This is a genomic window from Microbacterium proteolyticum (assembly GCF_029639405.1).
In the GTDB taxonomy this organism is placed as follows: Bacteria; Actinomycetota; Actinomycetes; order Actinomycetales; family Microbacteriaceae; genus Microbacterium.
This window is the reverse complement of sequence record NZ_CP121274.1, coordinates 3,214,118-3,233,448: the sequence shown is the minus strand read 5'-3', so window position 1 is coordinate 3,233,448 and position 19,331 is coordinate 3,214,118. Positions and strand designations below refer to the sequence as shown.

Genomic DNA, 19,331 nt, shown 5'->3' with positions numbered 1-19,331 from the left:
GTCGAGCCTACGCGACCGCTTGCCGCCCACCTCGCCGGCGACCTAGCGTCGGAGCATGCCCGATCCCCGCACCCAGCGCATCGATGTCGGTCCGTTCCAGCTCGACCCGGATGCCGACTTCTCGTCATGGCGCGCCGTCGCCTCCGACGGTGTCTCCGCGCCCCAGGGGTCGTGGAACGACTGGGTCGCCCTCGCCGAGCGCGTGCTTCAGCTCGACGGCATCTGGCGGGAGCGCGAAGCGCGGGGCGACGCGTGGGACCAGGGGCACGCGGCATCCGGATCCGTCGACGCGGTGAACCCCTACCGCTGACCCTGCGGCCAGTCGATGAGCACCAGGCTCTGCTTCGTGTCAGCCACTTTCACCCAGCCGTCGCCGAACAGATACGTGATGCCGTAGCCGTCCGCACCGCGCCCCGCGAGCCAGTCGGGATTCTCGGTCACGTAGACCTCGCCGTTCGCGCCGTCCTCCCGCTTCCAGCCCGAGGCGACCAGATCGTCCTCCGCCTTGTCGGCGGCGGTGGCGTCGATCGGCGCCCAGCCGAACATCTGGACGCCCGCCGCCGTCGCAGAGCCGTCGCTCCACTTGCACAGGATGCCGTCCGGCACCTCGGTCGCTCCGACGCGGAAGGTCTCGCTCTGCGGCTTCCAACCGATGCTCTCGAAGTCAGCGGCGGTCGAGGAGAGGATGATCGTCTCGCACGTCGGGTCGGTCGATCCGGCGTCGGGGACGTCTGTGGGTGACGCGTCCGGCGTCGAGGTCGGACCGCCCTCGAGGATGATCGGGGTCGCGCTGGGGTCGGCTTCCGTGGTCGGAGCGCACGCGGTGAGCGCGATCGCGGTCAGGAGCGCGGCCGACGCCGCGCCGAGGGTCCGCCGCATCACGGGGCGTCCTCCGCGTGGAGGAAGGCGAGGAAGTCGTCGTGCAGAACGCCGTTCGTCGCGAGCGACGACTCCGCGTCGAGCCGGTCGGAACCGTCGAACGCCGAGAACCGGCCGCCGGCCTCACGCACGATGGGCGCGATCGCGGCGATGTCGTACTCCTTGACGCCGAACTCGGCGACGAGCTCGAGTCGGCCCTCGGCCAGCCACATGTACGGGAGCGCGTCCCCATAACCGCGGTCGCGCCATACGGCGCGTGCCAGGCGCTCGAGCGTCGGGACGAGGTCGACGTCGTCCCACTGCTCGATGCTCTGGAAGCTGATGCTGGAGTGCGCGATGTCGTCGACGCCGGACACGTGGATGCGACGGGGCTCGCCGTCGCGGCCGTTCGTCCACGCGCCTAGGCCGGTCGCCGCCCACCACCGGCGTCCCAGCGCGGGTTGGCTGACGACGCCGACCTGCGGCACGCCGTCGACGGTGAGAGCGATCAGCGTGGCCCACACCGGGATGCCGCGCATGTAGTTGTGCGTGCCGTCGATCGGGTCGATGACCCATCGGCGCGCGGTGTCTCCGGAGGTCCCGTACTCCTCGCCGAGGATCGCGTCGTCGGGGCGCTCGGCATCCAGGATCCCGCGGATCGCGCGCTCGGTGGCGAGGTCGGCCTCGGTCACGTGGGTGCGGTCGGGCTTGGTGTCGATCCGCAGATCGGCCGCGTCGAACCGCGCCATGGCGACGGCGTCGGCGGCGTCGGCGAGACGCAGCGCGAGGGCGAGGTCGTCGCGCAGCGACGGGTCGGAAGTCACGGACGCGGCACTTGAGAGCGGCTCATCGATCGGGGACACGCGACCAGGATAGACGGCGAGCCTGAGCCGATTTGGTGAGCCTGCGTCACCCCTGGTAACGTAATCCCTCGGTTCGGAACGCGTTTTCCGGGCCGAACGGAACGCACCTCTAGCTCAATCGGCAGAGCAACTGACTCTTAATCAGTGGGTTCTGGGTTCGAGTCCCAGGGGGTGCACAACGCAGACAGCCCCTCGATCATTTGATTGAGGGGCTGTTTCGTTGCGCGCGCCCAGAGGACGAACTGAGTTGCGGATGGCTCGCCGAGGCCGCGCTCCCACTTCGCTACCGTCGTGAACGAGACACCGACCATCGGGCCAATCTGGCGCGTCGTCAGGCCGGCGGCGCCGCGCGTCTCGCGCAGGAGCTCGCCCACGGTGGTGGCGTGGGATTGCAGTGTCGTCATGGCCTCGATGATAGCGCTACGTCCGTAGCGATTTCGCGACACGCCGCCACCAATACGCGCCCGTCTCAATGCGTATCGTCAGGCTTCCGAGCGTGTCGAAAGCGCTACAGCAATGAGCATCGAGTCGATGGCGATCGCCCTTCATCACTCACGAGCCAAGGGCTCAGCCAAGCTCGTGCTGATCGGGATCGCGAATCACGACGGTGACGGGGGAGCCTGGCCAAGCGTCCGCACCCTCGCGAAGTACGCAGCATGCAGCGTGTCGCAGGTCCAACGATCGCTCACCGACCTTGAACGGCTCGGCGAGGTTCGGCGGATGATCCAGGCGGGAGGCGACCACACCACGCCGCCCGCCGAACGGCCCAACCGCTACTACTTCATGCTTCAGTGCCCGCCCGACTGCGACCGGTCGAAGCATCACAGGACGCGCGCCGCGGCGCAGCGGATCCTTGACCTTGACGCACCCATGCGACCGGGTGACGGGTCGCACCCACGCGACCCGGTCGCACCCACGCGACCGGACCCGGTCGCACCCACGCGACCCAAACCGTCCTCAGAACTTCCTGCTCATCTTCCTGAGACAAAGCCGAGTGTTCGCGCGCGCGCGACGTGGTCCGACACGACGTGTCCGGGCAACTGGCGCGAGCAGCGCCACGAGCTCGGCGTGAACGGCAAGTGCCGCCACTGCCACGAGGCGCCGATGATGGTCGATCCCGCGACGGGAGAGCTCGCGTCATGACCGAGAACGATTACCCGACGTGGGCTCAGGTGTCCACCGTTGACACCCTCGCGCGCCTCGTCGAGCTCGCGGCGGATGCCCTCGACGTGATCGTCGATCCCGCCGACCGCTCCGACCTTCACGACATCCTGCGGGGTGCCGAGCGCCTGATGCTCCTGGTCGATGGTCACGACTCCTGGATTGACCTCGCGCTCGCGTTCGACGCCGAGTCCGCAGCGTTCATCCGTCACGCACTCACCCGGAGGCTCGCGTGATCGACGCGATGCCGCTCTGGTTCTGGCTCCCCGCAGCGCTCCTGCTGTGGGGCTACCTCGCCGCCGACGCGCTCGTGCGGTGGCGCAACCGAATGGAGAGCACCATGCCTCAGAGAACGATCGTCATCGCCCGCAGCAAGGAGGAGGGCAAGCGCCGGTTCCCCAACGCGGTGGCCGTCATCACGCCCAAGTCGCCGGACGGCGCGCGCGGCGTCGAGGCAGACCGCGTGGTGGTGCTGCGCAGCATGGACAACCACCCGCGCGTCCTCGAACTGCGTGAGGCCGCGCTGCCCTCGCTCGCGACCACGGGCGGCAGCGTCGAGGGTGAGCCCGAGACGCCGGCCGTGCCGACGCACGTCGAGGGCGAGCAGACGCCGCCCGCTGGCACGCCGGTGCCGACGCACACGCCCGGCCCCGCGTCCATCCCGCCGCTCGTCTGATGTCGCTGGATCTCCGCCACGGCCCCGGGGCGCTGCGCGACCCAGCCTTGCCCACCCCGCGGTGGGGCGGCCGTCGCGCCCAGGAGTACGTGGCGGAGACCCTGCGCAGGTACGGCGATGTCTGCATCATCTGCGGCCGCCCCGGATCCACGAGCGCCGACCACGTGATACCGCGCAGCAAGGGCGGCGCAGTGTATGACCTCGACAACCTCGGGCCAGCGCACGAGCGATGCAACTACGCGCGGCAGGACCGCGAGCTCGCCCCGGTCGGGATCCCGATCGAGAGCGGCATGGGCTTTTTTACGTGAGCTCGTACCTCTACGGACACGGCCTCGTCCCGTTCTCTCCCCGAACCACCCACAAAAACCGAGCCTGACCATGAAAGGCGCCCGAACGTGAGCGATGCAGACGAAACCGCCCCGACGCTCCCCGGACTCGAACTGGAGACCCCGGGCGTGCCCGTCACATCGGCGATGCGCGCCGCCGTCGTCGCCACGATCAACGCGCTCCACGATGAGAACCTGCTCGAACCCCGGCACGCCGGTCTCTGCCAGCTGGCGCTGGAGCTCGCCGACGCCGTGACCGCGGGCCGCCGCTCCGGTCGCGCCTCCGCCGCGGCCATGGCGGCCGGCCAGCTGCGCGACACGCTGCTCGCCCTCCCGCAGCCGGTCGCGGGCGACGTGAAGCAGCGGTTCGAGGACTTCGTAGACAAGCTGGTGAGCAACGGATGACGACCACGGCGGCTCCGGCCTCGTTCGTGATCCCCGACGAGATCCCCGATTGGGACGGGTTCACCTACGCCACACCCCGCAGCCCCGACCGGGCCACGATCGGCGGCCGCGTCGCGAACATCGCGCGGATGCTCGGCAAGCCGGGGATGCCCTGGCAGTGCGAGGTCTGGGACGTAGCCGGCGAGGTCGATAGCTTCGGCCGCCTCGTCTACGAAATCGTCGTGGTCACCGTCCCCCGCCAGTCGGGAAAGACCACCATGTACGGGCCGGTCCAGATCGAACGGGCCGTCACCAACCCCGGCATCAAGACGTTCTACACCGCCCAGACCGGGAAGGACGCGCGATCTCGTTTCAACGACCTGAAACAGCTGATCGAGGGCTCGGCGCTCATGGCCCTCGAACCCGTGTTCAGGCTCTCCGCGGGAGACGAGGCGATCGTCTGGCCCAACGGATCGAGTAACCGCATCTTCGCGCCCGTCGAGGCCGCGCTGCACGGCGAAACACCGCCCCTCGTCGGCTCCGACGAGATCTGGGAATGGGCCGAGCTCCTCGGCGACGCGATCATTGAGGGCGCCGTGATCCCCGCTCAGGTGACCCTCGCCGGGCGCCGGCAAATCTGGCTCATCTCCACAGCCGGCACGGCCGAGTCCAAGTTTCTGCGGAAGTGGGTAGAGCGCGGCCGCAGGTCGGTGACCGAGCCGGGATCGTTCCCCAAGCTCGCCTACTTCGAGTCGTCGCTGCCGGAGGGCGCCGACCCGTTCGACCCGGTGGCGATCGCACGGTTCCACCCCGCGGTGCGCCGGCAGGACGGCACCGGCTCGCAGGGCCTCGCCGACCTCATGGCCCTGTCCGGCCAGGTCAGCCGAGCGACCTGGATCCGCGCGTTCTGCAACCTCTGGACCACGACGGCGGATCCGTTCCTGCCGGCCGCCGATTGGGACGCGATGGGGAACACGACGATTGGCGCGCGTCGCTCCGATATCGCGATCAGCTGGGACGTGGCGCTCGACGGCGAGATGGGCGCCGTACTCGCGACGTGGCGCAGCGAGGCCGGCACCCCGCACACCCGCGTCCTGCACGCCGCCCCCGTCACCGGCTGGATGGTCGATCTCCTCGTGGAGCTCTACAGCTGGAACCCGATCGCGTTCGGCGCCGACGACAGCGGCCCCACCCGCCGAATCACCGACGAGGTACGCCGCCGGCTCAACGAGCTCCACGGCGACGACCCCGATCGCGTGACGACCCTCAACGGTGTCCAGCGCGGCATCGCCGACGAAGCGTGGATCACAGCAGTACGTGACGAGCGGACCCTCATTCACGACGGCTCGGAAACGCTCGCGTTCGGTGTGTCGCACATCGTCGTTAAGCGCGTCGGCGATGTAACCCGGATCAGCCGCTCGGAATCCTCCGGTCCGGTCGCGGCGCCCATCGCGTCGTCGGTCGGGCTCTACCTGTTCGACCACCGGGCCGCGCCCGAGTGGGCACCCGTGACCAACTACATGGAGGGCTGATGACGATCAAGCTCGATACCACCCGATACAGCACGGTAGTCACGTGCGACAAGTGCCCCTGGTGGTACGGGTTCGCCGACTCCAAAGGCGAGGGCCGGCGCGTCGGCGCGCGCCACGAACAGCGCGCGCACCCCGACGAGGACCAGGCGCGGCGGATGCTCGACGAGGCAGACCGTCGCGCGGCCGCACGCGCATGAGCGATCCGGACGACTACCTCGACGGCACGCGAGTTCTCGGCCCTCACGGCGGGCGCAAGGCCGAGCTCGCCGTCCGCGGTAGCTACGAGGCGCACGCCGAGTATTGGGCCGCCCGGTCCAAGCTCGACGACGCCGACAAGGATCGCCTGCGCAAGCTCGCGCACCACGTGCACAACCGCGACTTCCACGAGTCGCAGATCGTCAACGTCGTGATCGACGCGCGCCGCGCGGGTCTCAGCTGGCAGTGGCTCGCCGACGAGCTCGGGATGACGAAACAGGCCGCGCAGCAGCGCTATAGCCGGTTTCTCCCGCGCAGCTGACGGGCGTCAAGACACCTTGACAGGCCCGCCCGCGCGACACGCGACACGCCGTGTTGAACGCCAAATGATCGCGTTTCGTGGGGATTCGGCTCGAACCTCCTCGGCGTGGGAATCGGAAACGTCGTCGCGAAGCTGACCGGCCTCGACCGCGCGTCAGCGGTCGCGGAGTTTCTGGCGTCCCCGCCCGAGTGGGCGGACTCCTCGCACCTGGACCTGGTCTCCTCGCTGTACGGTCTCGCCGACTCCTCGGGCATTCAGGTCAACCGGCGCACGGCGATGTCGTTCCCGGTCATCGCCAAGGGGCGCCGGCTCCTCGCGACCAACCTCGGCCGCATGACCCTCGTCAACCGCAAGGGCCGCGCCAACGCGCCGTTGCAGATGGCCTACCTGCAACAGCCCGAGGAGCACCGCCCGCTCGCGGCCACGCTCACCTGGACCGCTGATGCCCTGTATTTTTACCCCCGCACGTGGTGGATCGTGCAGCGTCGCGACGCCGCTGGCTGGCCCGCCCGCGGCGGCGTGAAGCTCCTCGACCGTAAAGACGCGCAGTTCGACGCCAAGGGCAACCTCACCCACGCGTGGGGCAAGCCGGTGGAGCCGCGCGACATCATCCAGTTCGACGCCCCAGACGGCGGCCTCCTGCACGACGGTCAGTGGCTCCTACGCCGCGCGTACGTGCTCTACCGCGCGGCATCGCTCGCCGAGGAGAACCCCGTTCCCGGCATCGAGCTCCACAACAACGGCAACGACAAGCTCTCGCCGACGCAGATCGTGAGCCTCCTCGAAAACTGGATGGAAGCGCGCCGCCGCTACGGCGTCGCGTACACGGACAAGTCGATCGCGGCCACGCCGATGAAGGCGCCGTTGGAGAACCTGCTCATCGAGGGCCGCAAGGCGATGGACCTCGACCTCGCCCGACAGGCCGGCCTCCCCGCGTGGGCGGCCGACGTGCCCGTGGACGGATCGTCCATCACCTACAACAGCCGCGAGTCCCGCGGCTGGGAACTCATCGACCTGTTCCTGTCCACGTACATGACCGCGATCACGTCGCGCCTGTCGATGAACGACACGACCCCGATCGGCTGGACCACGGAGTTCAACACCGACGAGCTCACCCGCGCCGGCATGAAGGCCCGGTTCGACGCGTACAAGGTCGGCATCGACGGCGGGTTCATCGACCAGGCGTGGATCGACGCGCAGGAGGGCGAGCCGATGAAGCTCGCCGGAACGGAGAACGCAGCGTGACCCCTCGAATCCCGATTCTCGCCGCGTCGATGTCGGTCGATGACATCCGCGCCCGGATGCGCGTCGCCGACGCCAACGCCCGCGGCACACGCCGCTGGAACGTCACCGAGACCGGCGACTCATCCGCGCAGCTGCACATCTACGGCGTCATCGGCGGGTTCTGGGGCGACGTGGCCGCCGCCGACGTGGTACCGGCCCTGCGCGCCCTCGACGTTGACGAACTCCACGTCTACATCAACAGCCCGGGCGGCGACGTGTACGAGGGCATCGCGATCCGCAACGCGCTGCGCAATCACCGCGCCCACGTCACCGTCACCGTGGACGGGCTCGCGGCATCCGCGGCGTCCTACATCGCTGTCGCTGGCGATGAGGTGGTCATGGCCTCGAACGCCGAGGTCATGATTCACGACGCCTGGACGATCGCGCTCGGCAACGCCGAGGAGATGCGCGTCGTCGCCGACGACCTCGACCGGATCAGCGACAACATCGCCGGCATGTACGCCGACAAGGCAGGCGGCACCGCGGCCGAATGGCGCGCCGTGATGAAGGCCGAGACGTGGTACAGCGCCGAGGAAGCCGTAGCCGCTGGCCTCGCCGACCGGCTCGACACTGACGCCCCCGCCGCGGCCGCGCGATTCGACCTCTCGATGTTCGCCCACGCCGGCCGCACCGCCGCACCCGCGCCCCTGATTCCCGCCGCAATGGCACCCGCCGCCCTGGCACCCACCCACCGAAAGGACAACACCGTGAACCCCGAACAGCTGGCGGCCGCCCTCGCAGCCGGACAGATCGACCAGGCCACCCACGACGCCGCCCTCGCCGCGTACCGCGCCCTCAACCCCGTGGCCGCGCCGGCAGCTGCCGCGCCGGTCGCGCCGATGGCCGGCGCCCCGGGCGTTGCCGTCCCCGCCGAGTACGCGGCCGGCCCCGCGGCCGCGGTCGTGCCAGCAGCGACGACGATCGACCGCCCTGCGTCGTTCGCGAGCGTCGCGTCCGACATCATGGCCGCCGCGCAGTCCCGCGATCTCCGCGCGATCGTGCACACCGTGAACAACGCCCTGGAAACCGTGGGCGAGGGCAACGACGGCGGCGAAGCCTTCATCGGCCGCCCCGCGTGGCTCGGCGAGATCTGGCAGGCGGAGACCGACGGCCGCCCCTGGATCGACTCGCTCGGCCCGGTGAAGCCGCTCACGGCCCGCAAGATGGAGGGCTTCCGCTGGGTCCGCGAGGACGAGACCGACAAGTGGGACGAGGACGAGACCCCGGCGCACGTGGAGATCTACGAAGGCAACTTCGCCGAGGTTCCCACGGGCACATGGAAGACGGAGAAGGTCGAAGCCGACTCCGAGGACTGGGGCTTCGGGACGAAGGTGGACAACATCTTCATGGACCTCGGCAGCCCCGACCTGATCGGCTCGCTGTTCGGCAAGCTCGGCGCCGTCTACGACAAGGACTCCGACGCCCACGTGCGTACCGAGCTCCTGTCCGCGGCCACCGGCCCCGCGCCCGCCGTCGTCGGCGTCCTGCCGGCGCTGACCGCGATCGCGTTCGACCTGAAGCGGATCGGCGCCTCGCTCGACAAGGTGTGGGTGTCCGAGAACCTGTTCACCAACTTCGCCGCCCTGAAGTTCGCCGACCTGCCCGCGTGGCTCGCCGGTCAGCTCGGCTTCGCCGACATCCGCAACGGTGACGCGAAGGTGGCGGACAACCTCTCGTTCGAGGTCGATTTCAACCTCGCCCCGGGGACGATGGTCGGCTACGACAAGCGCGCGTTCACCGTGTTCGAGTCGCCGCGCATCCAGCTGCGCGCCCTCGACATCAGCCACCGCGCGACCGACATCGGGTTCTTCGCGTACGGCGGATCGCTCGAGAACGACGTGCGCGCGATCCGCAAGCGCACCGTCAACCTCGCCTGAGCCGCTGCGCCGGGGGTCATCGTCAGCCCCCGGCGCAGCATCCCACCCGCCCCGAACGGAGACCCGCCATGACCGACCCGGATGCCTCGCTCGCCGTCGCCTGGTTCGACGCCGAGCGCGCCAAGGACGAGCTCAACATCACCGTCAGCGAAGCCGGCCTAAAGGTCGCCCGCGAGGAGCTCCTGTCGCGCCGTGGGCTCGCGATCGGCACGACGGTGCCGCCGTCCTACTCGTGGGCAGTCGCCGTCGTCTACCAGGCGCTCGCGAACGCCCAGGCCACACAGTCAGCGAGCAACGACGAGATGGGCGGGCAGAACACCGTCCGCCTGTACCCGTTCGATCGGCGCATCATGGCGATGCTCGTCACCGCCGACCCCGACCCCGACAACGCCGGCCGAGATCTCGGCTACGTGCGATCGCTGATCGGCTGACCCGTGAGCGCCCGCAGCAACCTGAAAGCACTCATCGAGGGCAGCGAGCACTACCCCGACACCTGGACCGTGTACGACTTTCCGACCCGGCTACAGACGTTCGAGGACGCCACAAAGCCGGTCGCGATCGTCATCGAACAGCGCGAGCTCGAAGCCGGCTCGACCTCGCCCGACGAGCACGGCATCCCGATCAGCGTTGACCTCCTCGTGTGGGTAGTGGTTGACGGCACCCGCGGCGTGAGGCTTCCGCAGCTGGAAGACGAGCTCGAAGCCGCCGCCGAGACCATGATCCGCATTCTCGAACCCCTCGCCGACGACGCGTGGAACGGCGCCGCGACCCGCGACGCGTACGACGAGCAAAAGCCGGCCTACCGGTTCCCAGTCAGCGGAACCGGCCGCATCGCCCCTCCCACCCCCACCGACCCCGAGGAGTAAGACCATGCCCGCACCCGTGAACACCACCAAGCGCACCAAGCGCTGGGGCCTCGTCATCGGCGCCGACGAGTACCAGGGCCACACGTCCGCCGTCGAGATCAACCCGAACCCCGTCAGCTGGCAGGGCGGCGACAACAACACCGTTGTCGACGACGGGGACGTGACCCTCACGCTTACCGTCGCGCAGGACACCGAGAACTCCGAGAGCCTGTGGCGGCTCCTCCACGACAACGCCGGAGAGCAGGCGACGTTCAAGGTGTACCCGCACCACGACGGGACGTTCTTCCAGTCGGTGGACGTGACCCTCGTGCGGCCCCGCCTGGTGGCATCCCGTGACGGGAAGATGCCCGAGGTTCAGGTCACCCTCACCGGCGGGTTCACCCCGGAGGACTGATGCTCGATCTCGACACGCGCGAGCTCGCCGCGGCCCAGGAAGGGGCGCGCCGAGCCGCGTCAACACTTCCTGACGCGATGGGCCGCACGGCGCCCTCGCGGGTGCGGCCGCTGTGGCAGCGCGCGCTCGAATCACGCGCCCGCACCCGCGGAGAGCGAGCAACCATCCTGCCCGGCGCGACCGCGACCGCGAGCAAGACGAGCGTTCGCCTCACCGCTGCGGCATCCAGCCGGCCCCTGTACGGCGGGCTGGTTCCCTCCCAGCAGTGGGGCATCTACGAGTACGGCCAACGCGGCCGCGGCGCGGTCGCCATGCCGGCAGCCGGCGAGGTCGGACGGCAGGTTGTCGCCTTGTGGGTTCACGACATCGTGGACGAGCTCGGCGACATCCCCGGCGCCGAGGTGGTGCGCTGATGGCGATCGAGATCGAGTTCCGCGGCCGCCCGCAGAACCTTCAACGCGCGGCTCAGGCCGTCGAGGACGCATTCGACGACATCGGCGACCGCGTCGACGACCTCGGCCGCGACGGTAGACGATCGCTCGACAAGCTCGATGAGGGGCTGAGCAAAGCCAAGCAGGGCGCGGCCGACTTCAAGGAAGAGTCCAGCAGCACCGCCCGCGAGGCCGCCGCGTCGTTCGACGGGACCGCCGAGGCGATCACCGACGCGTTCCAGGAGACCGCCGCGAACGCGTTCGCGGGGTTCGGTCCAGCCGGCGCCGTCGCGGGTGTCGCCGCGGCCGCGGGTATCGGGCTCGTGACGGCCGCGTTCCAGCAGGCCGACGAGCGCCGGCAGCAGCTGCAGGACCGCGCGAACGATCTCGCGAACGCCTACATCGACGCCGGCAGCAGCGTTCTCGATGCCGTGTCGATCGCCGCCCGCACGTCCGAGATCATTACGGGCGACGAACGCGAGGAGGCCCAACAGTACGCCCAGACGCTCGGGGTCGACCTCCCCACCGCCGCCCGCGCGATGGCCGGCGATGTCAACGCCCTTGCCGTGGTGAACAAGCTCGCGACCGACGCGATGGAGGAGAACCGCGACATCGCGGACGGCATGCGCGAGTCGCTGCAAGCCCTGACTCCCGAGCAGCAAGAGCAGATTGTGAAGAACCAAGGCATCATCGGCTCGGCTCGCGAGCTCAACGGCGTTGTCGCCGACGCGACACAGAAATTCAACGACCAGCAGGGCGTGCTGCGTGGTCTTATCCGCGACGCCGGCACCGCCACAAAGGAGGTCGACGCGCTCGGCAACGAGCTCTACACCCTGCCGGACGGCGAACAGATCATGATCGACGCCGAGACCGGCCAGGCAACAACGGACGTCTCGCGATTCAAGGGTGACCTCGACGGCATCCCCGAGACCGTCAACACCCGAGTCGCTGTCGACGCCGACGTTTCCCGCGCACGAGAGACGATCAGCAACCTCAATGGGCAGCGCATCTATGTGACGGTCGACGCGTCGACCGGCCGGACGGGGGTGCCGTTCTATTGAGCGCCATCATCACTTTCGACGGCGGGGCGGCGATCTTCCCTGAGCTCGTGCTGCGCGAGTCGTACGCGGCGCGCAGCGAGAGCGGCACGCGCTCGCACGACATTCTCGACGGGCCGCCCGTTTACACGCTGCGCCCGGCCGGCCCCGACACGGGCATGCTTGCGATGTTGTTCGCGTACGAGACCCCGGCGAGGGACTGTTACACCGCTCACAAGCTCGCCGCGACGTTCACGATCGCCGACACGACGGCCGAGCTCCTGAATTTCGAGTACGTGGTCATCGACCGCCCTGAGATCCGGCTCGACGGTCGGCGTTGGATCGTCTCGGTTCCGTTTCAGGTGGTGATCTGATGTCGGTCCTCGCCGAGCACCACGTGGCGATCACGATCGACCACAGCCCGCACCCGATTCGGCTTGACGTGAGCCGGCACACGTTGGAGATGGACGAGGAGTGGATCCCGTACGTTCAGGCGACCGTGGAGTGCCCTCTCGGTGACGGCGGGGTTCTTGTGGTCGACCCGCAGGCGTCGGACGTGTGGGCGACGATCCAAACCCGGCGACTCCTCGGCCGTGTCGATCGCCTGGCGGATTTCACGCGTCGCTACCGCGGGCGTACCCTGCACGCGCTCTCGTTGGAGTTCGCGGGGCAGACGCTCGCGGGCATCACGCGCGCCACGTATCACGACTACACCGACCCTGGACACCTGCGCCGTGAGGATGCGAGGCAGTGGCGGGTCATGCTGCGCGAGATCTCCGCCGACCGCAAGGCGGCCACCGTCACGCTCACTCTCGCGAGCGGTGAGGCACGGCTGAACGACTGGCAGCACATGTCCGCCACGACCGACCGCATCCCCGGCGCCAACCTGGTGGAGAAGGTCAACTTCATCCTCGAACGGTGCAACCTCCCGCACGTCACCTACGCTCCCGCCTCTGTCCCCTCGGACGCGGAGATCGGGGATGAGGCGCTGCGGTCGCCGGGATCGTCCGCGCTGGAATTCCTCACCGGACTGACCCGTCACCACGGACTCATGCTCTGGTGCGACGAGAACGCCCAATGGCACCTGGCACCCGACCGGACCCGCCTGGTAACCCGCGAGCTCCGCTCCGCGGGCCTGGACCGCTCCGTGATCAACGAGGTGTCCAAACGCTCCCGCGACGACGGCTGGATTACGGCGGTCATGGTGATCTACACGTGGGAGGGGCAGGACTACTACGACGTGGCGTCGCCCTACGCGCCCAACCCGGAAAAGGCGCTCATCCTGCGCTACAACCGCCCCTACCCCGGCCCCGGGCTCGCTGCGCAGATCCTCGCCCGCGTTCTCGGCCGTGGGCGGGCGCTGGAACTCCTCGCTGTGTCCACGTATGTGGCGTCCCCGGGCGAGAGCGTCGCCTACATCACTCCGCGCGAGACCGTCACGGGGCGTCTCGCCGCAATCCGATGGCAGTTCCCGGACGACGAGATGTCGGTCCGGCTGAGAGAAGTGGGGGCCGCGTGATGGCTACTGGCTACTTTGACAACGACGGATTTTGGCACTACGGCGAAGACGACCTCGCCGACGAGGGAGCCGGATTCAGCGAGGTCCTGAACAAGAGCACGAACGCCATTCCCGCCGCGGTGCGGGCGCGAGTCGTGGCCGAACTCAACTCCGATCCGACGATCCGAGCGGCCGTCATCGCCGGGGTTGACGCCGCGGCAGACGAGTACGACTTCGCCGCAAACCTCGGCGTCGAGACCGTCCCCGTGCCCGAGGTGCCCACCGGGGCGCGCCTCATCTTCGCGTTCGAGGACGACTCATACCCGGTCATCATCAAGGAGGACGGCACGATGTTCGCCCGTGAATTCGAGACTCGAACCGACCTGGCCGAAGGCACCGCCCGTGTCATCTTCGCCTACGAAGATGACTCCGTGGCGGGCGTCATCAACGACGACGGGACGGGCCTCGGCGGCGAGGCGAAATCCATGTTCCCCGCCGTCGCCCGCGGCTCCTCTCTCACTGCGGGAGCGGACATCCCGGACCCGGCTGTGAACCGCTGGCAGACGCTCCTCTCTGCGCTCATCGGCAAGAGCATCGACAACTACGGGCTCAGCGGCTCGATGGTGGAGGAGATCGGGTTTCACGCCGGGGCGCACTCCGTCACCGCGACATCCGATGTCGCGTTCCCGTCGGCCGGCGCGATTGCCCTCGCCGCGGCATCGTTCGACGTGGACCCCTGGCGTGCCGGTTCCAACGCTGCCGTGCAGACCGCGGATGTCGTCGCCGTCACCCCGGCCGGACTGGTCATGTCGGGCACCCTCGCCCGCACGAGCGGCACCGTCCGCACGTTCACGCGAACGGACGGCGGACCCGCCGCCCCGGCCGGGAAGGTCACCTTCCGGGCGCGGCCGACCGGGCAGCCCGGCCAACTCCTCATCCTCGACACCATCGCCAACAACACCGACGAGACCGTAGCCGGGTTGCAGACCCTCGCGCAGCTCAAAGCCTGGACGCGCGAAATCACCACGCACCACGACGGCCCCGTCGCGCTGTGGGGACTCCTCGACCGAGGGCTCCCCGAGGCCCCCGGAACCGACGTGGGGAACCTCATCCTCGCTTACGAGGAGTGGTGCGCGACCGAGTACGGCAACGCCTGGTATCCCGTCCGGCGCTACCTCGCATCCGAACAGGCGCTCACCGATGCGCTGATCTTCGACCCGGCATTCGTCCCGACCGCGCTCGATCACCAGACCGTCGCAGCCGGGGCCGTGCCCCCCAGCTTCCGAGCGAGTGAGAACTCGATTCACCAGAGCCTCATCGCACACAAGCTCCAAGCCCTCTACATCGCCCGCGAATTCGCCCTCCGAGGAGTCACCCATGCCTAACGCCGTCCGCATCATCCGCATCCCCGGCACGCCCACCGTCCCGCTCCGCAAGCTGAAGACCTTCGGCATCCACGACCTTTTCGGCCGTGCGAACAACCCCGCCAGCCTCGGCACGAGCGACGACAACAAAACGTGGCTCGCGTGGCGCGGCGTATGGGGCATCCTCGACGGGGCCGCGTACGTCAGCGACCTCAGCGCCAACGGGCAGAAGATCGCCGTCGCCCAGAGCTACGCCTCGGACGGGCGCATCGAGGCGCAGTTCTCCGCCATCGACGCGGCGGGGGACGGCAGCGCGGGAATCATCCTCCGCGGGCAGGACATCAACAACCACCTCATCGCCAACAACGCGGGCGGCGGCAAGCTCCGCCTCTGGAAGCGAGTCAACGGAGCCGCAGTCGCCATCGCAGACGGACCGGCCGCGGTAGGCATCATCGGCAGCGGCGACGTGCTGTCCGTCGAGATGAACGGCCCGAGCATCCGCGTCTACAAGAACGGTGGCCTCGCCATCGACGTGGCCAACGCGCCCGAGTTCGCGGCAGCGACTCTCCACGGCCCCGCCCTGAACGCCGCGGGCACCCGCGTCACCCGCTTCGACTTCACCGCGGCGGTGTGACGTGGGCCTCGAACTCATCCGCATCAACCCGGACGGCGAACGCGTCCAGTTCCGACCGGACGCCGCGGCGAGCTTCCGTCGCATGGAAGCGCAGCAGGGGCGGCAACTCGACGTCAACCGGACCGTCGTCACCTGGGACGAACAGAACGACCTCTACCAGAAGCGACTGCGCGGCGAATACCCGTACAGCGTCGCGCACCCCGACGAGTCGAACCACGTCTACCGCTCAGATACCGACGGCGGCAGCGCGTGGGACACCGACGAGCGCGGCGCGTGGCTCGACGACAACGGCTGGATTGCCGATATCGAGGGCGAACCCTGGCATCGGCACTACATCCCCGGCCGCGATCGCCGCCGCAACGACCCCGCCCCCACCAACACCACCAACACTCAGAAGGAGTACCCCGATATGTTCTACGCCATCATCAAGCCCAAGGGCAGCTGGTATCTCATCGTCCCCCAGGGCAACGCCAAGCCCCGCGCCGTGATCCTCGGCGCGAACGCGATCAAGGGCGGCGATCTGCCCGTGATCGAGTTCGAGTGGGAGGGCAGCATCAACGGGCTGAAGGGTGCCGTTGACGGCATCCTCGACTGAGCTCCGCACCGTGAACCGCACCGTCGTATTTCTCGCGTTCGCGACCCTCGCCGCGCTCGGCATCATCGGCGCGACCGCGATCCTGCTCCTGCGCCCCGACGCGACGGCGACGTTCACGGGTTTCATCGTGCAGATCCTCGGTCTCGCGTCCGTCGCGGCCGTCACGTTCTACGGCCTCGGCAAAGCCAACGAGAAGCTCGAACGCGTCGAGAAGCAAACCAACGGCACGCTCTCCAAGCTCCTCGTCGAGCGCGATACCGCCCTCGCGATCGTGGACAGTCGAAACGCCGAGATCGCGCAACTGAAAGCCACCCACCCCGAATACAAGGAGACATGATGACCCCGACCGACCAGACCCCTGCCGACGACGAGGCGCTGCACTATGGCGTGGGGGTGATCGAAGATCCCCGCCCCGAGTTCCTGCCCCTGCCCGTGCGCCGCGTGCTCTACGTCCTCGGCCTCGCCGCGGCCGTTACGGCGCCCGTGCTGGCCGTGAGCGCCCCCGAGTACGCGGCCGCGATCGTGACCGGCGCCGGCATCCTCAATGCCGCCGCGCTCGGGACAGCCCTCGCGAATCCGTCGCGCTAGCGGCCGACGTTCTCGGATGCCGTGCGCGCGACGTTCTCGCGCGCACGGCTCAGCTGCTCGCTCGACATGTCGCCCTCGAAGTACATCGAGCACGTGGCATCCCAGGCGTAGGTGAGAGACGGCTCTTTCAGCTGGCTACGGTAAGTCTCCGTGCCGCAGCGACCGGCAAAGGCGTCCTCGGCGAGCCCTGCCGCGAGCTCGGCCCAATCGCTCGGTTCGCCTGGACCCGCAGCGAGTTCGATCGAAAACCTCTCGGTCACTTCCTCGTGCGACGGCGCAGCGGAGCATCCCGCGAGCAGCGCCACCGTCACGAGAGCGCCAACAGCAGCCAGTCCGCCACGCATCCGCATGGGGGCGAGGCTACCGGGATCATCCCGCGGCCGCCGCCATCGCCGCGCGACGGATGCTGTCGTCGCTGGTCGCGACGTAGATCTCCGTCGTCGTCGAGTACGCGTGCCCGAGGAGCGCTTGCACCGCGCGGAGGTCGCGCCCGCCCAGGTGGTACGCGCGGGTTCCGTAGCGGTGCCGCAGCATGTGCGCCGTGACGCCGGGGGGAAGGGCCTCGCTGATGAGCTCACTCACTCGCGCCGGCGATAGGTGCCCGTCGATGCGCCCGGCGAATAGATAGCCGGGCTCGGCGTCCTGGATCAGTCGCACGACATCGGGCGGCGCCGGCACGAGCCGTTTCTTGTCGCCCTTGCCGTGTGCGACGAGTGAGTGGCCCACGAGATCGTCGATCAGGTCTCGCGTGTGTACCTGCGCGATCTCGCGGCATCGCAGGCCGCAGCGGACGGCGAGGAGGATCATCGCGCGCGTGCGGTCATCGGGCGTGTGGAGCCCGACCTTGACGGAGTGCTCGGGCGCTGGCCTCGCGACGCCCCGGGGTGCGTTGATGGCGGGTATGCGGAGGGCGGGGTTCGCGTCCCACCGTTCGACGATGACGCCCCACCCATAGAACCCGCGGAGCACCTGGCGGACGGTGCGCCGCGCGCTCGCGCCCACGTCGCGATCGTCGAGGCTCGCGAGGTGATCGACCAGTTGCGTCGTCGTCACTGGCCACGGGTCAAGGCCCGTTGACGTGGCGAAGCGGCGAAGCTGGTAGCTGTGCTGGTAGATCGTGCCTTCCGCTCGACGGACCCCGCGAAGCCATGCGAGGTACGCGCTCAGGGGCTCGATCCATGACTCCGGCGTCGGGATCTCGCGTTTCATGCCCGACGCTATCCCGAGCAAGCTCGGACGCCGCCCCCCTTTCACCCGAAATCGACAGAAGCGTTATGATCTTCGGTCGGATACGACTCGCGGCGCTCACGCAGAAGACGCTCCTCGAATGCCTTCGCCTCGCGCTGCGACGCCTCCACGATCAGGTCAGGCTCCGGATCACTCGGTTGGTGCTTGCCGACGCGTACGACCTCCACCGGGCCGTACCAGCTGACCAGGGCGGACCAGGGCAGTCGCGCCACCCGGAGGATCCGGCGACCGTCCACCGGGGCGCAGCACGTCCAGCGGGTGCGCCCGCGCTCCCACAGATCGCCCGCGCGGTCGCGGACGAGACTGTTCATCTTGAGCGGTTCATCCATCACGGCCCCCATCCGTGTGCTCGGGCTCCTGCACACTCGGTTCGTGCACGGCGGCGATGATCCGATCCGCCACGGCGAGGAGGTGCGTCCAGCACTGTTCGCACGCGCAGGAGTAGTCACCGTCGGCGGGCTCGGGTGGTCCGTAGATGCATCCGATGTGTTCCAGCCCAGCACCGAGCAACCACAGGCCGCTTGCGACCATCTCACGGTCAGGGTCCGCCTCAGCTGCGTCGTCGAGAATCTGGGTGTACTGCTCGTCGATGTACTGGTCGTAGAACTGCGCCCGAACGATCACCTCGGCGGCATCGCGAGTCATGTCGTGCTCCCATCCGTGTGGACGGGGATCATGCCGCCGACGATCGCCCAGAACGCGGCCGCAAACTCTGAATCAGTGGGTTCTGGGTTCGAGTCCCAGGGGGTGCACCCAAGAGGAGAGGCCCGGGAAACCGGGCCTCTTCTGCGTCTGTACCGGCAACTTCGGCTGCGCCCGAGAATGTGCGCGCCGCCGCGCTCCAGTCGTCTTCGACCGTGAGTTCGAAAGGCAGGTCCGCCCCTCCCGCGCAACCGGTCGCGATACCGGGGTCTTCTTGCGAGCATGACCCCATGGGGATAGCGGACAGCACGCGGTGGTTTCGGTTCGTCTTCTGGGCGGGCGCGGGGGTGCTGGTACTTGCGACCGCGTCGGCGGTTGTGCTGCTCGCCGACTGGGTGGGGAGCGGAGACGCGCCTTCGCTGCGTTACGCGGTCGGGCCGTTGTTGTCCCTGAGTACCGGAACTTTGCTGATGATCGCAGCGCGGCTGTACCTGCGGCGGCTCGATCGGCAGCGAGCGGCGTCCGAGGAAGAGGGCTCGTAGGTCGTTCTTCGGGC

General features: G+C 68.9%; 31 protein-coding genes and 1 tRNA gene. 25 read left to right on the top strand and 7 right to left on the bottom strand.

The window, feature by feature from the left end; translation table 11 throughout:
- The first annotated feature begins 55 nt into the window (after positions 1–55).
- Positions 56–310 carry a hypothetical protein gene (locus tag P8R59_RS16255; RefSeq protein WP_278101911.1) on the top strand — a complete coding sequence of 85 codons (255 nt, stop codon included), beginning with the start codon at positions 56–58 and terminating at the stop codon, positions 308–310.
- Here the strand turns inward: P8R59_RS16255 and P8R59_RS16250 are convergent.
- A complete protein-coding gene (locus P8R59_RS16250) occupies positions 301–879 on the bottom strand; it encodes a hypothetical protein (RefSeq protein WP_278103845.1) in 579 nt (192 codons plus the stop codon). The two genes, P8R59_RS16255 and P8R59_RS16250, sit on opposite strands and share 10 nt — an antisense overlap.
- The gene (locus tag P8R59_RS16245) at positions 879–1,682 is read right to left on the bottom strand and encodes an inositol monophosphatase family protein (RefSeq protein ID WP_278101910.1); all 804 of its coding nucleotides are present in this window, start codon (positions 1,680–1,682) and stop codon (positions 879–881) included. The genes P8R59_RS16250 and P8R59_RS16245 overlap by 1 nt, the downstream gene beginning before the upstream one ends.
- Before the next feature lie 142 nt (positions 1,683–1,824).
- On the opposite strand from P8R59_RS16245, the gene P8R59_RS16240 reads away from it, so the two are divergent.
- Positions 1,825–1,897: transfer RNA gene (locus P8R59_RS16240), tRNA-Lys, on the top strand.
- Here the strand turns inward: P8R59_RS16240 and P8R59_RS19265 are convergent.
- Positions 1,859–2,125 carry a helix-turn-helix domain-containing protein gene (locus P8R59_RS19265; RefSeq protein ID WP_431606898.1) on the bottom strand — a complete coding sequence of 89 codons (267 nt, stop codon included), beginning with the start codon at positions 2,123–2,125 and terminating at the stop codon, positions 1,859–1,861. The genes P8R59_RS16240 and P8R59_RS19265 overlap by 39 nt on opposite strands.
- A 112-nt stretch (positions 2,126–2,237) precedes the next feature.
- Here P8R59_RS19265 and P8R59_RS16235 point away from each other — a divergent pair, with 112 nt between their 5' ends.
- The 22 genes from P8R59_RS16235 to P8R59_RS16130 all read left to right on the top strand — a co-directional run bounded on the left by P8R59_RS16235 (position 2,238) and on the right by P8R59_RS16130 (position 16,885).
- On the top strand, positions 2,238–2,864 hold the full coding sequence (locus P8R59_RS16235; protein WP_278101909.1) for a helix-turn-helix domain-containing protein: 627 nt from the start codon (positions 2,238–2,240) through the stop codon (positions 2,862–2,864).
- Complete coding sequence (locus tag P8R59_RS16230) at positions 2,861–3,118, top strand: hypothetical protein (RefSeq protein WP_278101908.1); 258 nt, start codon at positions 2,861–2,863, stop codon at positions 3,116–3,118. The genes P8R59_RS16235 and P8R59_RS16230 overlap by 4 nt, the downstream gene beginning before the upstream one ends.
- Positions 3,115–3,558, top strand: coding sequence for a hypothetical protein (locus tag P8R59_RS16225; RefSeq protein WP_278101907.1), 444 nt, complete (start codon positions 3,115–3,117; stop codon positions 3,556–3,558). Before P8R59_RS16230 ends, P8R59_RS16225 begins: the two co-directional genes overlap by 4 nt.
- 89 nt (positions 3,559–3,647) lie before the next feature.
- The gene (locus P8R59_RS16220) at positions 3,648–3,866 is read left to right on the top strand and encodes an HNH endonuclease (protein ID WP_278101906.1); all 219 of its coding nucleotides are present in this window, start codon (positions 3,648–3,650) and stop codon (positions 3,864–3,866) included.
- Positions 3,867–3,953: 87 nt separating this feature from the next.
- Positions 3,954–4,289 (top strand): hypothetical protein, encoded by a 336-nt coding sequence (locus tag P8R59_RS16215; protein ID WP_278101905.1) that lies wholly within the window; start codon positions 3,954–3,956, stop codon positions 4,287–4,289.
- Complete coding sequence (locus tag P8R59_RS16210; protein WP_278101904.1) at positions 4,286–5,800, top strand: hypothetical protein; 1,515 nt, start codon at positions 4,286–4,288, stop codon at positions 5,798–5,800. Before P8R59_RS16215 ends, P8R59_RS16210 begins: the two co-directional genes overlap by 4 nt.
- Positions 5,800–5,997 (top strand): hypothetical protein, encoded by a 198-nt coding sequence (locus P8R59_RS16205; RefSeq protein ID WP_278101903.1) that lies wholly within the window; start codon positions 5,800–5,802, stop codon positions 5,995–5,997. Before P8R59_RS16210 ends, P8R59_RS16205 begins: the two co-directional genes overlap by 1 nt.
- Positions 5,994–6,317, top strand: a complete 324-nt coding sequence (locus P8R59_RS16200; protein WP_278101902.1) for a hypothetical protein — start codon at positions 5,994–5,996, stop codon at positions 6,315–6,317. The genes P8R59_RS16205 and P8R59_RS16200 overlap by 4 nt, the downstream gene beginning before the upstream one ends.
- A 105-nt stretch (positions 6,318–6,422) precedes the next feature.
- Entirely contained in the window at positions 6,423–7,562 is a 1,140-nt protein-coding gene (locus P8R59_RS16195) for a hypothetical protein (RefSeq protein WP_278101901.1), read from the top strand.
- Positions 7,559–9,478: a head maturation protease, ClpP-related gene (locus P8R59_RS16190; protein WP_278101900.1), complete on the top strand. Its 1,920-nt coding sequence runs from the start codon at positions 7,559–7,561 to the stop codon at positions 9,476–9,478. The genes P8R59_RS16195 and P8R59_RS16190 overlap by 4 nt, the downstream gene beginning before the upstream one ends.
- A 68-nt stretch (positions 9,479–9,546) precedes the next feature.
- Positions 9,547–9,909, top strand: a complete 363-nt coding sequence (locus P8R59_RS16185) for a hypothetical protein (RefSeq protein ID WP_278101899.1) — start codon at positions 9,547–9,549, stop codon at positions 9,907–9,909.
- A gap of 3 nt (positions 9,910–9,912) precedes the next feature.
- Positions 9,913–10,344, top strand: coding sequence for a hypothetical protein (locus P8R59_RS16180; protein WP_278101898.1), 432 nt, complete (start codon positions 9,913–9,915; stop codon positions 10,342–10,344).
- 4 nt (positions 10,345–10,348) lie between these two features.
- Positions 10,349–10,738: a hypothetical protein gene (locus tag P8R59_RS16175; RefSeq protein ID WP_278101897.1), complete on the top strand. Its 390-nt coding sequence runs from the start codon at positions 10,349–10,351 to the stop codon at positions 10,736–10,738.
- Entirely contained in the window at positions 10,738–11,151 is a 414-nt protein-coding gene (locus P8R59_RS16170; protein WP_278101896.1) for a hypothetical protein, read from the top strand. Before P8R59_RS16175 ends, P8R59_RS16170 begins: the two co-directional genes overlap by 1 nt.
- On the top strand, positions 11,151–12,230 hold the full coding sequence (locus tag P8R59_RS16165; RefSeq protein WP_278101895.1) for a hypothetical protein: 1,080 nt from the start codon (positions 11,151–11,153) through the stop codon (positions 12,228–12,230). The genes P8R59_RS16170 and P8R59_RS16165 overlap by 1 nt, the downstream gene beginning before the upstream one ends.
- Entirely contained in the window at positions 12,227–12,580 is a 354-nt protein-coding gene (locus P8R59_RS16160) for a hypothetical protein (protein ID WP_278101894.1), read from the top strand. The genes P8R59_RS16165 and P8R59_RS16160 overlap by 4 nt, the downstream gene beginning before the upstream one ends.
- Entirely contained in the window at positions 12,580–13,725 is a 1,146-nt protein-coding gene (locus P8R59_RS16155) for a hypothetical protein (protein ID WP_278101893.1), read from the top strand. Before P8R59_RS16160 ends, P8R59_RS16155 begins: the two co-directional genes overlap by 1 nt.
- Entirely contained in the window at positions 13,725–15,089 is a 1,365-nt protein-coding gene (locus tag P8R59_RS16150; protein ID WP_278101892.1) for a hypothetical protein, read from the top strand. Before P8R59_RS16155 ends, P8R59_RS16150 begins: the two co-directional genes overlap by 1 nt.
- Positions 15,082–15,702 carry a hypothetical protein gene (locus tag P8R59_RS16145; protein WP_278101891.1) on the top strand — a complete coding sequence of 207 codons (621 nt, stop codon included), beginning with the start codon at positions 15,082–15,084 and terminating at the stop codon, positions 15,700–15,702. Before P8R59_RS16150 ends, P8R59_RS16145 begins: the two co-directional genes overlap by 8 nt.
- 1 nt (position 15,703) lies before the next feature.
- Entirely contained in the window at positions 15,704–16,297 is a 594-nt protein-coding gene (locus tag P8R59_RS16140; protein ID WP_278101890.1) for a hypothetical protein, read from the top strand.
- A gap of 10 nt (positions 16,298–16,307) precedes the next feature.
- Complete coding sequence (locus tag P8R59_RS16135) at positions 16,308–16,634, top strand: hypothetical protein (RefSeq protein WP_278101889.1); 327 nt, start codon at positions 16,308–16,310, stop codon at positions 16,632–16,634.
- A complete protein-coding gene (locus P8R59_RS16130) occupies positions 16,634–16,885 on the top strand; it encodes a hypothetical protein (RefSeq protein ID WP_278101888.1) in 252 nt (83 codons plus the stop codon). The genes P8R59_RS16135 and P8R59_RS16130 overlap by 1 nt, the downstream gene beginning before the upstream one ends.
- On the opposite strand, the gene P8R59_RS16125 is transcribed toward P8R59_RS16130, so the two are convergent.
- Genes P8R59_RS16125 through P8R59_RS16110 form a run of 4 tightly spaced genes read right to left on the bottom strand, consistent with a single transcriptional unit; the run spans position 16,882 to position 18,778 of the window.
- On the bottom strand, positions 16,882–17,235 hold the full coding sequence (locus P8R59_RS16125) for a hypothetical protein (protein ID WP_278101887.1): 354 nt from the start codon (positions 17,233–17,235) through the stop codon (positions 16,882–16,884). The two genes, P8R59_RS16130 and P8R59_RS16125, sit on opposite strands and share 4 nt — an antisense overlap.
- Positions 17,236–17,254: 19 nt before the next feature.
- On the bottom strand, positions 17,255–18,094 hold the full coding sequence (locus P8R59_RS16120) for a tyrosine-type recombinase/integrase (RefSeq protein ID WP_278101886.1): 840 nt from the start codon (positions 18,092–18,094) through the stop codon (positions 17,255–17,257).
- Positions 18,095–18,135: 41 nt separating this feature from the next.
- A complete protein-coding gene (locus tag P8R59_RS16115) occupies positions 18,136–18,462 on the bottom strand; it encodes a hypothetical protein (protein WP_278101885.1) in 327 nt (108 codons plus the stop codon).
- Positions 18,455–18,778, bottom strand: coding sequence for a hypothetical protein (locus tag P8R59_RS16110; protein ID WP_278101884.1), 324 nt, complete (start codon positions 18,776–18,778; stop codon positions 18,455–18,457). The genes P8R59_RS16115 and P8R59_RS16110 overlap by 8 nt, the downstream gene beginning before the upstream one ends.
- Before the next feature lie 287 nt (positions 18,779–19,065).
- Here P8R59_RS16110 and P8R59_RS16105 point away from each other — a divergent pair, with 287 nt between their 5' ends.
- Complete coding sequence (locus tag P8R59_RS16105) at positions 19,066–19,317, top strand: hypothetical protein (RefSeq protein ID WP_278101883.1); 252 nt, start codon at positions 19,066–19,068, stop codon at positions 19,315–19,317.
- The last annotated feature ends 14 nt before the right edge of the window (positions 19,318–19,331 follow it).

What these genes read in the sequence shown, in the direction of transcription:
- P8R59_RS16255 (WP_278101911.1), top strand. Translation starts at nt 56, where the DNA reads ATGCCCGATCCCCGCACCCAGCGCATCGATGTCGGTCCGTTCCAGCTC.
- P8R59_RS16250 (WP_278103845.1), bottom strand. Translation starts at nt 879, where the DNA reads ATGCGGCGGACCCTCGGCGCGGCGTCGGCCGCGCTCCTGACCGCGATC.
- P8R59_RS19265 (WP_431606898.1), bottom strand. Translation starts at nt 2,125, where the DNA reads ATGACGACACTGCAATCCCACGCCACCACCGTGGGCGAGCTCCTGCGC.
- P8R59_RS16235 (WP_278101909.1), top strand. Translation starts at nt 2,238, where the DNA reads ATGAGCATCGAGTCGATGGCGATCGCCCTTCATCACTCACGAGCCAAG.
- P8R59_RS16230 (WP_278101908.1), top strand. Translation starts at nt 2,861, where the DNA reads ATGACCGAGAACGATTACCCGACGTGGGCTCAGGTGTCCACCGTTGAC.
- P8R59_RS16210 (WP_278101904.1), top strand. Translation starts at nt 4,286, where the DNA reads ATGACGACCACGGCGGCTCCGGCCTCGTTCGTGATCCCCGACGAGATC.
- P8R59_RS16205 (WP_278101903.1), top strand. Translation starts at nt 5,800, where the DNA reads ATGACGATCAAGCTCGATACCACCCGATACAGCACGGTAGTCACGTGC.
- P8R59_RS16200 (WP_278101902.1), top strand. Translation starts at nt 5,994, where the DNA reads ATGAGCGATCCGGACGACTACCTCGACGGCACGCGAGTTCTCGGCCCT.
- P8R59_RS16185 (WP_278101899.1), top strand. Translation starts at nt 9,547, where the DNA reads ATGACCGACCCGGATGCCTCGCTCGCCGTCGCCTGGTTCGACGCCGAG.
- P8R59_RS16175 (WP_278101897.1), top strand. Translation starts at nt 10,349, where the DNA reads ATGCCCGCACCCGTGAACACCACCAAGCGCACCAAGCGCTGGGGCCTC.
- P8R59_RS16170 (WP_278101896.1), top strand. Translation starts at nt 10,738, where the DNA reads ATGCTCGATCTCGACACGCGCGAGCTCGCCGCGGCCCAGGAAGGGGCG.
- P8R59_RS16165 (WP_278101895.1), top strand. Translation starts at nt 11,151, where the DNA reads ATGGCGATCGAGATCGAGTTCCGCGGCCGCCCGCAGAACCTTCAACGC.
- P8R59_RS16155 (WP_278101893.1), top strand. Translation starts at nt 12,580, where the DNA reads ATGTCGGTCCTCGCCGAGCACCACGTGGCGATCACGATCGACCACAGC.
- P8R59_RS16150 (WP_278101892.1), top strand. Translation starts at nt 13,725, where the DNA reads ATGGCTACTGGCTACTTTGACAACGACGGATTTTGGCACTACGGCGAA.
- P8R59_RS16145 (WP_278101891.1), top strand. Translation starts at nt 15,082, where the DNA reads ATGCCTAACGCCGTCCGCATCATCCGCATCCCCGGCACGCCCACCGTC.
- P8R59_RS16130 (WP_278101888.1), top strand. Translation starts at nt 16,634, where the DNA reads ATGACCCCGACCGACCAGACCCCTGCCGACGACGAGGCGCTGCACTAT.
- P8R59_RS16125 (WP_278101887.1), bottom strand. Translation starts at nt 17,235, where the DNA reads ATGCGGATGCGTGGCGGACTGGCTGCTGTTGGCGCTCTCGTGACGGTG.
- P8R59_RS16120 (WP_278101886.1), bottom strand. Translation starts at nt 18,094, where the DNA reads ATGAAACGCGAGATCCCGACGCCGGAGTCATGGATCGAGCCCCTGAGC.
- P8R59_RS16115 (WP_278101885.1), bottom strand. Translation starts at nt 18,462, where the DNA reads ATGGATGAACCGCTCAAGATGAACAGTCTCGTCCGCGACCGCGCGGGC.
- P8R59_RS16110 (WP_278101884.1), bottom strand. Translation starts at nt 18,778, where the DNA reads ATGACTCGCGATGCCGCCGAGGTGATCGTTCGGGCGCAGTTCTACGAC.
- P8R59_RS16105 (WP_278101883.1), top strand. Translation starts at nt 19,066, where the DNA reads ATGGGGATAGCGGACAGCACGCGGTGGTTTCGGTTCGTCTTCTGGGCG.